Annotated in this window: 12 protein-coding genes; 8 read left to right on the forward strand and 4 right to left on the reverse strand. The window is 72.4% G+C overall.

What is annotated here, in order from left to right; translation table 11 throughout:
* The first annotated feature begins 29 nt into the window (after positions 1-29).
* Positions 30-1,229, forward strand: coding sequence for a glutamate--cysteine ligase (locus ACFVYL_RS02015; RefSeq protein ID WP_389712332.1), 1,200 nt, complete (start codon positions 30-32; stop codon positions 1,227-1,229).
* Positions 1,230-1,245: 16 nt separating this feature from the next.
* Here ACFVYL_RS02015 and ACFVYL_RS02020 read toward each other — a convergent pair whose 3' ends face one another.
* Positions 1,246-2,202 (reverse strand): kinase, encoded by a 957-nt coding sequence (locus ACFVYL_RS02020; protein WP_389712453.1) that lies wholly within the window; start codon positions 2,200-2,202, stop codon positions 1,246-1,248.
* 258 nt (positions 2,203-2,460) lie between these two features.
* On the opposite strand from ACFVYL_RS02020, the gene ACFVYL_RS02025 reads away from it, so the two are divergent.
* The 6 genes from ACFVYL_RS02025 to ACFVYL_RS02050 are packed head-to-tail and all read left to right on the forward strand — an operon-like array spanning position 2,461 to position 8,544.
* Entirely contained in the window at positions 2,461-3,456 is a 996-nt protein-coding gene (locus ACFVYL_RS02025) for a pyridoxal-phosphate dependent enzyme (RefSeq protein ID WP_389712333.1), read from the forward strand.
* A 43-nt stretch (positions 3,457-3,499) separates the two neighbouring features.
* Complete coding sequence (locus tag ACFVYL_RS02030; protein ID WP_389712334.1) at positions 3,500-4,336, forward strand: Rossmann-like domain-containing protein; 837 nt, start codon at positions 3,500-3,502, stop codon at positions 4,334-4,336.
* Entirely contained in the window at positions 4,333-5,607 is a 1,275-nt protein-coding gene (locus ACFVYL_RS02035; RefSeq protein WP_389712335.1) for an MFS transporter, read from the forward strand. Before ACFVYL_RS02030 ends, ACFVYL_RS02035 begins: the two co-directional genes overlap by 4 nt.
* Positions 5,604-6,704 carry a FecCD family ABC transporter permease gene (locus ACFVYL_RS02040; protein ID WP_389712336.1) on the forward strand — a complete coding sequence of 367 codons (1,101 nt, stop codon included), beginning with the start codon at positions 5,604-5,606 and terminating at the stop codon, positions 6,702-6,704. The genes ACFVYL_RS02035 and ACFVYL_RS02040 overlap by 4 nt, the downstream gene beginning before the upstream one ends.
* Position 6,705: 1 nt before the next feature.
* The gene (locus ACFVYL_RS02045) at positions 6,706-7,479 is read left to right on the forward strand and encodes an ABC transporter ATP-binding protein (RefSeq protein ID WP_389712337.1); all 774 of its coding nucleotides are present in this window, start codon (positions 6,706-6,708) and stop codon (positions 7,477-7,479) included.
* Positions 7,480-7,533: 54 nt separating this feature from the next.
* Positions 7,534-8,544: an ABC transporter substrate-binding protein gene (locus tag ACFVYL_RS02050; RefSeq protein WP_389712338.1), complete on the forward strand. Its 1,011-nt coding sequence runs from the start codon at positions 7,534-7,536 to the stop codon at positions 8,542-8,544.
* Here the strand turns inward: ACFVYL_RS02050 and ACFVYL_RS02055 are convergent.
* On the reverse strand, positions 8,541-8,681 hold the full coding sequence (locus ACFVYL_RS02055; protein WP_389712339.1) for a hypothetical protein: 141 nt from the start codon (positions 8,679-8,681) through the stop codon (positions 8,541-8,543). The genes ACFVYL_RS02050 and ACFVYL_RS02055 overlap by 4 nt on opposite strands.
* A gap of 223 nt (positions 8,682-8,904) precedes the next feature.
* Here ACFVYL_RS02055 and ACFVYL_RS02060 point away from each other — a divergent pair, with 223 nt between their 5' ends.
* A complete protein-coding gene (locus ACFVYL_RS02060) occupies positions 8,905-10,995 on the forward strand; it encodes a M6 family metalloprotease domain-containing protein (protein WP_389712340.1) in 2,091 nt (696 codons plus the stop codon).
* Between the two features lie 38 nt (positions 10,996-11,033).
* Here ACFVYL_RS02060 and ACFVYL_RS02065 read toward each other — a convergent pair whose 3' ends face one another.
* Together ACFVYL_RS02065 and ACFVYL_RS02070 are read right to left on the reverse strand one after the other, a co-directional pair.
* A complete protein-coding gene (locus ACFVYL_RS02065) occupies positions 11,034-11,888 on the reverse strand; it encodes an SMP-30/gluconolactonase/LRE family protein (RefSeq protein ID WP_389712341.1) in 855 nt (284 codons plus the stop codon).
* A complete protein-coding gene (locus tag ACFVYL_RS02070; protein WP_389712342.1) occupies positions 11,885-12,655 on the reverse strand; it encodes an IclR family transcriptional regulator in 771 nt (256 codons plus the stop codon). The genes ACFVYL_RS02065 and ACFVYL_RS02070 overlap by 4 nt, the downstream gene beginning before the upstream one ends.
* Positions 12,656-12,823: the final 168 nt, after the last annotated feature.

The following is a 12,823-nucleotide window of genomic DNA, read 5'->3' on the forward strand; positions in this document are numbered from 1 at the left end:
CGCCGTCTCCCCTAAGGAGCACGACAGGCATGGCGAACCACCTTCCCACCGTCGGCGTCGAGGAGGAGTACTTCCTCGTCGACGCATCGCACCGGGCCGTCGTCGCGGCGGCCTCCCGGGTCCTGCCCCGCGTGAAGCCCGTGGCCGGGGACCTGGTGACGGGTGAGGCGTCCCAGTACCAGGTGGAGGGCAAGACACCACCGTGCGGGACCCTGAGCGAACTCCGTCACGGGCTGCGCAGGGTCCGCCGGGTCGTCGCCGCCGCGGCGGCCGACGAGGGCCTGCGCCTCGTCGCCTCGGCCACGCCGCTGCTCGGCATGCGGGCACCCGTCCCGCTCAACCCCGACCCTCATTACCGCGCGCAGGTCGAGACGTTCCGGTCGCTGTACGATACTTTCGCCTTCTGCGCACTGCACGTGCACGTCCAGGTCCCCGACCGGGAGCACGCCGTCCGGGTCGGCAACCACCTGCGGCCGTGGCTGCCCACGCTCGTGGCGATGGCGGCGAACTCCCCCTTCTGGGAGGAGCGGGACAGCGGCTACTGCAGCTGGCGGACGCTGGGGACGGCCCGGTGGCCCGTGGCGGGCCCTCCGCCGTACTTCTCATCGGCCGCCCACTACGACGCGCTCGCGGCCTCGCTGCAGGCAGCCGGCGCGACCCACGGCGAACGCTCGCTGTACTGGGACGTGCGCCCGTGCGCGCATCTGCCCACCGTGGAGATCAGGGCGATGGACGTCACCACGAGCGTCGAGGAAGCGGCCGTCTTCGCCGTCCTGGTCCGGGCGCTGGTCGTCCAGGCCCTGGAGCGGGTGCGTCGCGGCGACCCCGGCCCCGCCGTCGACGGTTCCCTGCTGCGCGCCGCGTACTGGCGCTGCGCCCGCGACGGCCTGAGCGGACACAGCCTCGACCCCCGAACCGGCCGGCTCGTGCCGACCCTGCACCGGCTCAGGCAGCTCCTCGCGTACGCCCGCCCGACCCTGGCCGAACAGGGTGAACTCCCCCAGGTGACAGCGGTGTTGCGGCAGCTCGTCGCGCACGGCGGCGACGCCGGGCGCCAGCGCGCCGCCCACGCCCGCACCGGCAGCCTGCTCGGTGTCGTCGACGACCTGGCCGACCGCACGGCCGCGGGCCCCGCCCCGGGTGAGGGCCCCCACCGGGTCGACCGCCGCCGGGCAACGCGCCCGCTCGGTGAACGCAGACCGGATCCAGGGCTCGGGGTGCCGGAATAGCCGTCACCGGCCGGCCTCAACAGCTCCCGGCGACCGCGCCGGTCACCGGGAGCACCGAACTCCCCGCTCCGCCAGGGACGTTGCCGAAACTCAGCGTGCGGTAGACCGCGACACTGCCGCCCGCCGGGCCCTCGCCCGACAGCTCCGCGCACGCCCGCGCCGCCGCCGTGACGCGTCGCGTGTACGCGGGGTCCGTGGCGTCGAGGAGTATCCCCAGGGTCGTACCGCTGTGCCCCACCGCCACGCCCAGACCGCCGACTTCGCGACAGATGGCCGTCATGGGCCCCAACGCCTTTTTGTGGCGCAGGGCTTGGTTCATCAGGGCGCTGCGGGTGGAGATCCGGCCGACCTCCGCCAGGTCCTGGCGGCGCACGGCGTCGGCGAGGCGTTCAAGCAGGGCGGCGTAGGCGTGCCGGTCGGCCGCCGTGAACGGTTTGGGGATGCGGTTGAAGTCCACCGTGTCCACCGAGCCGCCCTCGTCGATGCCGACCACCGCCATGGCGGGCAGCGAGCCGAGGACCGCGCGGAGCCGGACGCTGCGGTGGTGGAAGGCGACGATCGCGGGGTAGAGCACGCCGTCGGTGGGTTCGATGCGGGACAGGAGGCGTTCGATCCTGGCGGGCGGCATGGCGACGCCGAGGGCCCGGCCGACCGCCCGCGCGGTGGCGACGAGGTCGGCGGAGGAGCTGGCGAGCCCCTTGCCCTCGGGGATCACGCTGCTGACGGTGAGCAGCCCGCCGCGCGGGGAACCCGGCCGGGACGTAGCCAAGTCGGCGACCATGCGGGCCAGTCGGAGCGCCTTCGTCTTGTGCGCCGGCCGGACTTCGATCTCCCCCGGCGCGTCCCCCGGACGCGAGGGCCGGAACGTGGCCATCGTCCACCGTGCGACGGGGAGCGTCACGAGGAAGTCGCCGTCCTCCTCCGGCAGCGCGCCTTGGAGCAGTTCGCCGAACGTGCCGAAGGCGGTGCCCACGCCCACCCTCGGCGGCGCCGCCGGTGCCGCCTCCCGTGGCGGTCGAGGCCGGATCCCGGCCTCCTGGAACAGCTTCACGCGACTCCTCTCGACATCGCGGCGCACACGAGCGCCGCTTCCCTCGGGCATCAGTGTGCCGAGCCTACCTGCTCTTGACAATCATTTTCATCTAGTGTGATGCTCTCGGCGTTCCCGGGGGCCGCCCGCTCTCCCCCGGAGCCCTCCCTTGCCCACACGTCCCTACGGGGGATCTCCGTCATGCACGCACATATCGCCGAAGCGGTGAAGAGACCGGATCTCATATCCCTGGAGCCGGATCTGGCCTGCCTCCGGTTCGAGACCATGAAGGTCTACTCCGCCCTCGGCGCCGTCCGGCACCTCCTTGACACCGGCGCCGTCCGGCCGGGCGACACGCTCATGGACAGCTCCAGCGGCATCTACGCCCAGGCCCTCGCGCTCGCCTGCCACCGCTACGGCATGAAGTGCCACATCGTGGGCTCCACCACCGTGGACCGCGCCACCCGGGTCCAGCTGGAGATACTCGGCGCGACCCTCGAACAGGTCGCGCCCTCCCGGGACCTGCGCCTGGACCAGGAGACGAGGGTGCGGCGCATCGCCGAGATCCTCGCGGACAACCCCTCGTACCACTGGATGCGGCAGTACCACGACTCCATCCACTACTACGGCTACCGCGAGGTCGCCGACGAGATCGACAAGGAGCTGCCCGCCGGTCCCCTCGCGCTGGTCGGCGGCGTCGGCTCGGGCGCGTCGACCGGGGCGCTCGCCTGCTATCTGCGCGAGGCGGGCCGGGACGTGTCACTCGTCGGCGTGCAGCCCTTCGGCAGCGTGACCTTCGGCGCCGAGCACGTCGCGGACCCGGACATGATCATCGCCGGGATCGGCAGCGCCATCGAGTTCCAGAACGTCCGGCACGAGCTGTACGACCGCGTGCACTGGGTGAACTTCGACAGCGCCCTCTCCGGAGCGGTCTCCCTGCTGCGCACCAGCGGCATCTTCGCCGGGCTCTCGGCGGGCGCCGCCCATCTGGCCGCGCGCTGGGAGCGGCGCAGGGACGGCTCACGGACGTACGTCTTCATCGCCGCCGACACCGGACACCGGTACGTGGACAGCGCCTACGCCCACCACGAACAGGCTCCGGACATCGACACGTTGAAGCCCTGCGAGATCACCTCGCTCGACGAGCTGCACCTCCCCTGGTCCACGACGGCCTGGCCCCCCGCCGCCACCTCCTGAACACCCCACCACCTGAACACCTGAGCACCGAGAAAGAACCCACATGTCGCACCCCACGCCCCACACCGTCGCGGAGCTCACCGACGCCGTCCTGTCCGGCGCCCACGGCCCCGACCCGGCCGAACTCACCGTCACCAGCGCCTTCTGGCTCTACCACACCACCCGGCTCGCCGACGGCGAGGTCACGTACCACAACCACTACCTGCTGCTCCGCGTCGGCGACTCCTTCGGCGCCTGCTCCTTCGAGGCGGGTGAACTCGCCCCGGGCTTCTGCGAGAACGCCTCGGGGCACTCCCTGGACAAGCTCCTGCGCGACGAGTCCGCCCCCGTGCGCACCGCGGCGCTCGACGCCTACCTCGCGCGGGTCCGCCCGCACCGCGACGCCCACGGCGCCGAGCGCGTCACCCTGCCCGCCGGCACGCCCGAGGTCCGCGCCGAGGCCCGCGACGCCGCCGTCGCGGGTCTGCTCGACATCGAGCCCGGCGCGCGGGTCGCCCTGATCGGCGTGGTCAACCCCCTCGTCGCGGCGATACGGGAGCGGGGCGGCGTCTGCCTGCCCTGCGACCTGAACCTGCGCACGACCGCGTGGGGCGAGCCCGTCGCCGACGACATGACCGAGGTCCTCGCCTCGGCCGACGTGGTCGTCGCCACCGGCATGACCCTCAGCAACGGCACGTTCGACCTGATCCTGCGGCACTGCGTCGAGCACGCCGTGCCGCTGATCGTCTACGCCCAGAGCGGCAGCGCCGTCGCCCGCGCCTTCCTCGGCGCGGGCGTCACCGCCCTGAACGCGGAGCCCTTCACGTTCTCCCAGTTCAGCGCCGACCCCACACCGATGTACCGCTACCGCGCCGCCCTCGCGAACGGAGCGGCCGCGTGAGCGTCGACACCACCAAGGACACCGGCACGGACACGGACACCGGCACCGGCACCGGCACCGGCACCGGCGACCTGCGGATGGCCCGCACGCTGTGGCCCGTGCTGCTCGCCTCGGCCGTAGGGCTGCTGCCGTTCACCGTCTTCAGCACCTACCTCGTGCCCATCGCCGACGAGGCGGGCAGCAGTGTCGCCGCGATGGGCGGCCTGCGCGGACTCGGCGGTCTCGCCGCCCTGCTGGTGGGAACCGCGCTGGCCCCGCTCATCGACCGGGTTCCCCGGGAGTGGGCGGCGGCGGGCGCGCTCGCCCTGCTCGGCGCGGCGGCCGCGCTCGGCGCCGGCGGGACCTTCGCCCTGCTCGCCGTCTTCTGTCTGCTGACCGGCGCCAGTACGTCGGTCCTCAACCCGGCGCTGACCGCCGCGGCCGCCGACCGCTTCGGCACGGGCCGGGCGGCCGGGCGCGCGGCGACCCTGGTCACCGCCACCCAGTCCATGACCGCCATGCTCGCCGCGCCGGTCATCGCGCTGCCCGCGCTGTTCTGGGGGTGGCAGGGCGACCTGCTCGGGGTGACCGTGCTTTCGCTGCTGCTCGCGGTGGTGTTCGTCGCGCGCCACAAGGACGCGGGCGCCGTCCACAAGACCGGCGCCGCGCAACGCCTGGGCTACATGGCCTCGTTCAGGGCGCTGAGCGCGGTGCGCGGGGTGGTGCCGCTCCTGCTGATCGCGTTCCTGCGCACCGCCGTGTTCATGGGCTACCTCGCGTACCTGGCCGCGTTCTACGAGGAGCGGTTCGGCCTGAGTGCCGGGCTCTTCACCTTCGTATGGACGCTGAGCGGCGCGTCGTTCTTCGTCAGCAACCTCCTCACGGGACGGCTCACCAACGCGGCACGACCGCGCATCGGCACCGAACGGCTGCTTGCCGTCGGCCTGTTGGGCGCCCTCGTGTCGGTCGTGGGCTTCTACTTCGCGCACTGGCTGCCGCTCGCGCTCGCCCTCACCGCGCTGCACGCGGCGAGCCACGCCGTCGTCGCGGCGTGCGTGGTGAGCCTCGTCGTGCGGCGGTGCGGGCCGGACCTGCGCGGTTCGGCGCTGAGCGTCAACGCGGCCGGGATGAGCCTCGGCGTGATGGCCGGCGCGGCGCTCGGCGGCGCGGGGCTCGGGCTCGCCGGGTACCCGGGCGTGGCCGTCGTGTTCGGCGTCCTCGTCGTCATCGCGGTCGGGGCCTCGGTGTTCGTGCTGCGGGCCGGAGCCGTCCCTGACGGGGAGCCCACATGACCGTGACCGCCGAGGCGCCCACCGTGCCCGCCGGGCGCGTCGGGGTGCGCGAACGCCTCGCGTCCCCCAGGGCGCTCGTCCTGACCTGCCTCGCCCTCTTCCTCGTCCTGCTCGCCTCCGTCGTGGTGGCGGTCGGGCTCGGCGCGGCGGTGATCACGCCGGGGGACACCGCCCGCTATCTGTGGGCGGCGCTCAGCGGTGGCCGCATCGACGCCGAGGAGCGGACGGCGTACCAGATCGTCTGGCAGATCCGGACGCCGCGCGTGCTGCTCGCCGCGCTGGTGGGGGCCGGTCTGAGCGCGGTCGGCACGGCCATCCAGGCGATGGTGCGCAACGCGCTCGCCGACCCGTTCGTGCTCGGCGTCTCCTCGGGGGCGTCGGTGGGCGCCGTCGGCGTGACCGTGACCGGGGGCCTGGCCGCGCTCGGGGTGTACGCGGTGTCGGCCGGCGCGTTCGTCGGAGCGCTCGTCGCGTCCTTCCTCGTGTACGTCGCGTCGAGCGACCGGGGATCGCTCTCGCCGCTGCGCCTGGTCCTCACCGGCGTCGCGATGTCGCTCGGGTTCCAGGCCCTGATGAGCGTGATCATCTACTTCGCGCCGGACAGCGAGGCGACCGGCATGGTCCTGTACTGGACGATGGGCAGCTTCGGCGCGGCCTCGTGGGGCGCGCTGCCCGTCGTCTCGGCGGTGGTCCTGCTCGGCCTCGTCCTGCTGTACCGGCACGCCAGGGCTCTTGACGTGCTCGCGCTCGGCGACGAGACCGCCGCGAGCCTGGGCGTCGGCGCCGACCGGCACCGCAGGTACCTGCTCGTACTCGTCTCGCTGGTCACCGGCGTGATGGTCGCCGTCAGCGGCGCCATCAGCTTCGTGGGGCTCGTCATGCCGCACCTGGTGCGGATGGTCGTCGGCGCCACGCACGCCCGGGTCCTCGCCGTGGCACCGCTGGTCGGCGCGGTGTTCATGGTCTGGGTCGACCTGCTCTCCCGGACGGTGGTCGCGCCGCGCGAACTGCCGCTCGGCGTCATCACCGCGCTCGTCGGCGTGCCGGTGTTCATCGCGCTGATGCGGCGCAAGGGCTATGTGTTCGGGGGCCGTTGAGGTGGATCTGCGCATCGACGGCCTCAGTGTCGTCACCGACGGCAAGAACCTGGTGCGCGACCTGTCGCTCACCGTGGACAGCGGCCGGATCGTCGGCCTGGTCGGCCCGAACGGCAGCGGCAAGTCGACGGCGCTGCGCTGCGTCTACCGTGCGCTGCGCCCGACGACGGGTACCGTCCGGGTCGGCGGGGACGACCTCTCCCTGCTCACGATGCGCCGCGGCGCGCAGCTCGTCGCCGCGATGACGCAGGACGGCGCCGTCGACCTGGACCTCACGGTCGAGGAGGTCGTCGCCCTCGGCCGGGCCCCGCACCAGCGCGGCAACCAGGCCCTCACCGGGCGCGAACGGGAGCTGTGCGCACGGGCGATGGAGCGGCTCGGCATCCGCCGGCTGGCCCGGCGCAGCGTTCTCACCCTGTCCGGCGGCGAGCGCCAGCGCGTGCTGCTCGCCCGCGCGCTCGTCCAGGAGCCGGAGGTCCTCGTCCTCGACGAGCCGACCAACCACCTCGACGTACGCCACCAGGTCGAGGTCCTCTCGTACCTGCGCGGCGCGGGGCTCACCGTCCTCGTCGTCCTGCACGACCTCAACCTCGCCGCGGCGGCGTGCGACCGGATCGGGGTCCTGTCCCAGGGGCGCCTGGTCGCGGCCGGGACTCCCGGCGATGTCCTCACGCAGGAGCTGGTCGCCGACGTGTTCGGGGTGCGGGCCAGCGTGGTGCCGCATCCGCTGACGGGCGGCCCTCAGCTGCTGTATTCGCTCGGCCCTTCTCTCTGACCCCCCTTATCTCTCTGCTATCTCTCTGCCCCCTTCTCGAAAGGCACCACTCCCATGCCTCACACCAGATCCGTCGCGGTCGGATCCGCGCTCGCCCTGACGCTGCTCGTCAGCGGCTGCGGCGCCGAGGTCGGCCAGGACGACGCGGCCGCGGCCTCGAAAGAGATCACCGTCGACCGCTGCGGCGAGCCCGTCCGGTACCGGGTTCCGCAGCGCGCGGTCGCGTACGAGGGCGGCAGCGCCGACAAGCTGTTCAGCCTCGGCCTGACCGAACACGTCCAGGGCTATGTGATGCCGCCCGCCAATCCGCCGGTGAGCGAGTCCCCCTGGGCGTCCGATTACGCCAAGGTGAAGATGCTCAGCGACGACCTGCTCAACAAGGAACTGGTCGTCGAGGCCAAGTCCGACTTCGTCGTCGCGGGCTGGAACTCCGGCTTCAGCGATCAGCGCGGCATCACCCCGAAGATCCTGGACAAGCTCGGCGTCCAGAGCTTCCTGCACACGGAGAGCTGCTACAACTACCCCGGTTTTCCACAGAAGGTCACCCCGTTCAAGGCCCTGTACAGCGACCTGGAGCGGCTCGGCAAGATCTTCCGGGTCGAGAAGCGGGCGGACCGGGTCGTCGCCGGACTGAAGGAGCGGGTGGCGGCCGTCGAGAGGAAGGCGCCCCGGGGCGGCGAGCGGGTGCCGGTCTTCCTCTACGACTCCGGCACCGACCGGCCCTCCACGGCGGGCAGCCAGGTCCCGCCCAACGACATCATCAAGAGCGCAGGCGGCCGGAACGTCTTCGACGGGCTCGACGAGCGCTGGACGCAGGTCAACTGGGAGGCGGTGGCCAAGGCCGAGCCCGAGGTCGTCATCGTCTTCGACTACGGTGACCGGCCCGCCGAGAAGAAGATCGAGTTCCTCAAGAAGTCCCCGCACACGAGGGACCTGCCCGCCGTCAGGAAGAACCACTTCTTCGTCCTCGACTACAACGAGGGCATCAGCGGGCCGCGCAACGTGGACGGCCTGGAGAAGTTCGGGAAGTACCTGCGGGAACTGGACCGCCAGGAATTCCGCTAAGGGCTTTCGACGCGCCTCCCGCTCCTGAGGGCCATCGCCCCTCGGGCCGCCTGGTCGGCCGCCCTGGCGCGGGCCACGGCGGCGTCCTTCTCCTCCATGCCGAGCAGGCCGAGGTGGGCGGCCAGGACGTGGCCCATGACCGAGCGGGGTGCGGCGGCGGGAAGCCGATTCTGCCCCGCCGCACGGCACTTGACGCACGGTGACCGTTTCGCGGGGAACGCCCCCGGTCACCCGGGAACGCCCTGATGGCACTCTGGCATCACCGCTTCGGGCGGCTTACCTTGGCAGCGGTGACGCACTACTCGCACGGCTTGTCATGCACTTGTCCATTATGTCCCGGCAAGAGGCACGAGGTGAGCCATGTTCCTCCGGCACAGACGCCCCACGCACGGACACACCCCCCGTCCACGGCGCGGCCCGGCCCGACGCACCACCGTCGTCGCCGCCGTCCTCGCCACTCTGGCGGCGGCCGCCGTCGGCACCGCCCGGGCGACCCCCGACAGGACCGCCGACACCGACCGGACCCGGCCCTCCCTGGCCCGGCCCATCGACCCGCAGAACTGGCGCAACCCCGACGACATGACCTGGAGTGACTACCGCTCCGTGCCCGGCACCGACTGGGCGAACCCCGGCATCGAGCCCACCGACCGGACGTTCAAGGGCGCCCTGGTGCTCCTCGACTACCCCGATGAGGGGTTCACGGTCGGCGGACCGCCCGGGTCGAGCGTCTTCGGCAACCCCCAGCCCACGGCCTCCGACGTACCGCGCGCCCAACTCCCCCGGTTCTACCAGGACTTCCTCAACAAGCCCGGCCCTCTCAACCACGGGCACACCATCAACGAGTACTGGATGGAGGACTCCGGCGGGCGCGTCGGCGTCGACCTCAAGGCCTTCGGCGTGTACCGCATGCCGTTCAAGTCGTTCCAGTACGGCATCGAGCCCGGCATGAACCCCGGCGCCTGCCCGACCGGCACCACCTGCGGCAAGAACATCCGCACCGACGGCAGGGCCGCCTGGATCGCCCAGGTCGGCGAGGCGGAGGCGGCCAAGTACGACTTCGTCTTCTTCCTCACCGCCGGGCAGGACGAGTCCTCCACCTGGCAGGAGTTCGGCCAGATGAAGTTCGGCTCGGCGGGACAGGTGCCGGGCGCATGGGGCCCGCCCTCCCCCATAGCCTCCGGCAGCAACGCCGCCGCCACCCGCTATGTGCCCTGGACGTCCTGGCAGGCCGCGGCCCGCATCTGGCCCAACGCCGTCACCGGCTCCTCCACCCAGGCCGAGAGCTCGGGCATGGGGGTGTACGCCCATGAGCTCAGCCACATCCTGGGCATCGGCGACAACTACAACAACCCCTACGGCACGCCCCTGAGCCGCACGTACACCGGCATCTGGAGCATGCTCTCGCGCGGCTCGTTCAACGGGCCCGGCGGACCGCACACCCGCTGGAAGATCCCGGCCACCGACGGCGGCTCGATGGGCTCCCACCACATCCTGCGCGACAAGCTCAAGCTCGGCACCGTCGACGAGAAGAACGTGCTGCGCCTGGACCGTGACGCGCTCAAGGACTCCGGCGTCGTGGTCGCCCAGGTCACCGCCCGCTCCGCACCGCCCGGCGCCACCGGCCTGTCCGGCCTCAACATCACCCTGTCCCGCGACCTGTCGCCCGCCTGCGACCGCGACACCGACCCGATGTGCGACGGCGGCGGCTACCAGAACTACACCGCCGAGGTGGTGGACCGCATGGGCATGGACTCCTTCACCCCGGACAACGGCGTGCTGATCACCAAGACCAAGAACGAGGACCGGGCCCCGTTCGCCTGGGTGATCGACGCGCACCCCGAGGACATCGACATGGTGGACTTCACACGCCCCGACGGCACCCCGCAGAAGATCACCATGGGCGACTACCGCCAGCTCAGCGACGCCCTCTTCCACGCGGGAGCGGATTCGGGCAGCTCCTACGAGTACGTCGACCGCGCCAACCGCCTGCACTTCTACGTCACCGACATCCGGCGCGGCCGCACGGGCGTGCTGTCGTACACGATCGCCGTCAAGTCCCTGGACGGCGCGGGTCCGCAGCGCCGCGGCACCGCGCTGGGCCGCGGCGCGGCGGCGGGCAGCCCCGGCAAGGGCCGTGCCACCTGCACCTTCCCGCTGACCAACACGGGCCGGGCGATGGCGGACCCGCCGGGTGGCCACCCCGAGGACGCCACGCGTTACCTCCGCTCCGACGTCTACCGGCTCTCCGCCGAGGCCTCGGACCGCGGCTGGTCCGCCTGGCTGCCCAGCAGGCTGGCCACCGCGAAGGCGGGCTCCACCGTCGACGTGGACGTCGCCGTCACCGCGCGGCCGGACGCCCGCCCGCACGGCAAACTCACCCTGACCGCCCGCTCGGTGAGCGACCCGAAGAAGACCGCGAAGGCCACCTGCACCCTCACCAAGAAGGGCTGATCCACCGAGAAGGGTTGATTGACCGGTAAGGGCCGGGCTCAGCCCGCGAAGGCGACGCCCGGCAGGCCGCGGCCCGCGTCCGGCACGACCAGGACCGAACCCGAGAGGGGATGCGGCCGGTCGAGGCCGGTGCGGGCCGTGGTGATGTAGAGGTCGCGCAGGCCGGGGCCGCCGAAGGCGCAGGCCGTGGGGCGGCGCACCGGCAGCTCGACCGTTCTGTCGAGCCGCCCGTCGGGAGTGTAGCGGCGGACCGCCGCGCCGTCCCAGAGCGCGACCCACACGCAGCCTTCGGCGTCGACGGTGAGTCCGTCGGGGAAACCCGCCCCGTCCTCGACGCGGACGAACGGGCGTCTGTTCAGGGCTTGTTGGGCGTCGTAGTCGAGGACGTCGATGCGGCGCGTGGGGCTGTCGACGTAGTAGACGAGCCGACCGTCAGGGCTCCAGCCGGTGCCGTTGCTGACGGTCACGGGGGCGAGCAGGTCGCGGACGGTGCCGTCGGGGGCGACGCGGGTGAGGCTGCCGCCGCCGGGGGCCTCGTCGTAGCGCATGGTGCCCGCCCAGAGCGCGCCGTCGGGCGCGACGGCCGCGTCATTGCCCCGCCGGCCGGGCACCGGGTCGCGCACCAGCCAGGTGAAGGGGGCGCCGCCGGGCCCGTACAGGCCGATGCCGTCGCGGAGGTTGACCACCAGGCCGCCGCCCGCGCGGGGCTTGGCGGCGCCGACGTGCTGTCCGGTCGTTATGACCGTGCGCCGGCCGTCCCCCGGCGCGTACGTGTGGACGCGGGAGCCGAGGATGTCGACCCAGACGAGGCGGCCGGTGGCGGCGTCCCAGGTGGGGCCCTCGCCGAGCGAGGCCTCGGTGCGCACCGCCACGTCGTACGCGCGTCTGCTCATCGCCCGCCCCGGTGCCCGAGGCGCAGCGACAGGTCGGCCGCGCCCTTGGCGGCGAGCCCGGCCAGTTCGTTTTCGCGCTCCTCGCTCCAGCGGATCATCGGCACGGAGATGGAGAGCGCCGCGACGACCTGTCCCGCGCCGTCGCGCACCGGCGCCGCCACGCAGCTGACGTCGGGGTTGGACTCCCGGTGCTCGACGGCGACGCCCCGCTCGCGGATCCGGGTGAGCGCGGTCAGGAGCTCGGCCGGGTCGGTGATGCTGTCGGGCGTCATGGCGGTGAACTCCCGCCCCTGGAGCCGGGATTCGAGCTCGGCCGGGGACAGCGAGGCGAGCAGCATCTTGCCGACCGACGTGCAGTGCGCGGGGAGGCGGCGGCCCGCGGCGGAGACCATGCGCACGGCGTGTGTGGAGTCCACCTTGGCGATGTAGATGACGTCGGCGTCCTCCAGGATCGCGACGTGCACGGTCTCGTCGCAGGTCTCGGCGACCTCGCGGGCCACCTGCAGGCCCTCCGCGGCGAGGTCGAGCTGTTCGGCGTACCGGCTGCCGAGCTGGTAGGTGCGGACGCCGAGGCGGTAGCGGCCCGGCTGGTCGGGGATCTGGACGAGGTACGAGCGGGCGGCCAGGGTGGTGAGCAGCTCGTGCACGGTGGTGCGCGGAAGCTGGAGCCGTCGGGTGACCTCGGGGGCGGACAGCGTCCCGTCGCCCTCCAGGAACAGTTCGAGTATGTCCAGCGACCTGGTCACCGCGGGCACCAGTCGTCCCATGAGTTCGGCCTCCCACCCTGCGCGTCCGAAATTTCGGTCGCTGATCGATATGACGAACACAGGGTAGACACGGCGCAGTTCGCGGCGCAATGGCCTTCATGACGTCCGGCCCATTGACACGTTCCCGCCACCGTGAATACCGTCACGCCAACATTTCGAACGTGTGAC

Origin of the sequence: Streptomyces sp. NPDC058308 (genome assembly GCF_042880275.1) — a bacterium.
GTDB lineage: Bacteria > Actinomycetota > Actinomycetes > Streptomycetales > Streptomycetaceae > Streptomyces.

What these genes read in the sequence shown, in the direction of transcription:
- ACFVYL_RS02065 (WP_389712341.1), bottom strand. Translation starts at nt 11,888, where the DNA reads ATGAGCAGACGCGCGTACGACGTGGCGGTGCGCACCGAGGCCTCGCTC.
- ACFVYL_RS02055 (WP_389712339.1), bottom strand. Translation starts at nt 8,681, where the DNA reads ATGGGCCACGTCCTGGCCGCCCACCTCGGCCTGCTCGGCATGGAGGAG.
- ACFVYL_RS02025 (WP_389712333.1), top strand. Translation starts at nt 2,461, where the DNA reads ATGCACGCACATATCGCCGAAGCGGTGAAGAGACCGGATCTCATATCC.
- ACFVYL_RS02070 (WP_389712342.1), bottom strand. Translation starts at nt 12,655, where the DNA reads ATGGGACGACTGGTGCCCGCGGTGACCAGGTCGCTGGACATACTCGAA.
- ACFVYL_RS02040 (WP_389712336.1), top strand. Translation starts at nt 5,604, where the DNA reads ATGACCGTGACCGCCGAGGCGCCCACCGTGCCCGCCGGGCGCGTCGGG.
- ACFVYL_RS02030 (WP_389712334.1), top strand. Translation starts at nt 3,500, where the DNA reads ATGTCGCACCCCACGCCCCACACCGTCGCGGAGCTCACCGACGCCGTC.
- ACFVYL_RS02015 (WP_389712332.1), top strand. Translation starts at nt 30, where the DNA reads ATGGCGAACCACCTTCCCACCGTCGGCGTCGAGGAGGAGTACTTCCTC.
- ACFVYL_RS02060 (WP_389712340.1), top strand. Translation starts at nt 8,905, where the DNA reads ATGTTCCTCCGGCACAGACGCCCCACGCACGGACACACCCCCCGTCCA.
- ACFVYL_RS02050 (WP_389712338.1), top strand. Translation starts at nt 7,534, where the DNA reads ATGCCTCACACCAGATCCGTCGCGGTCGGATCCGCGCTCGCCCTGACG.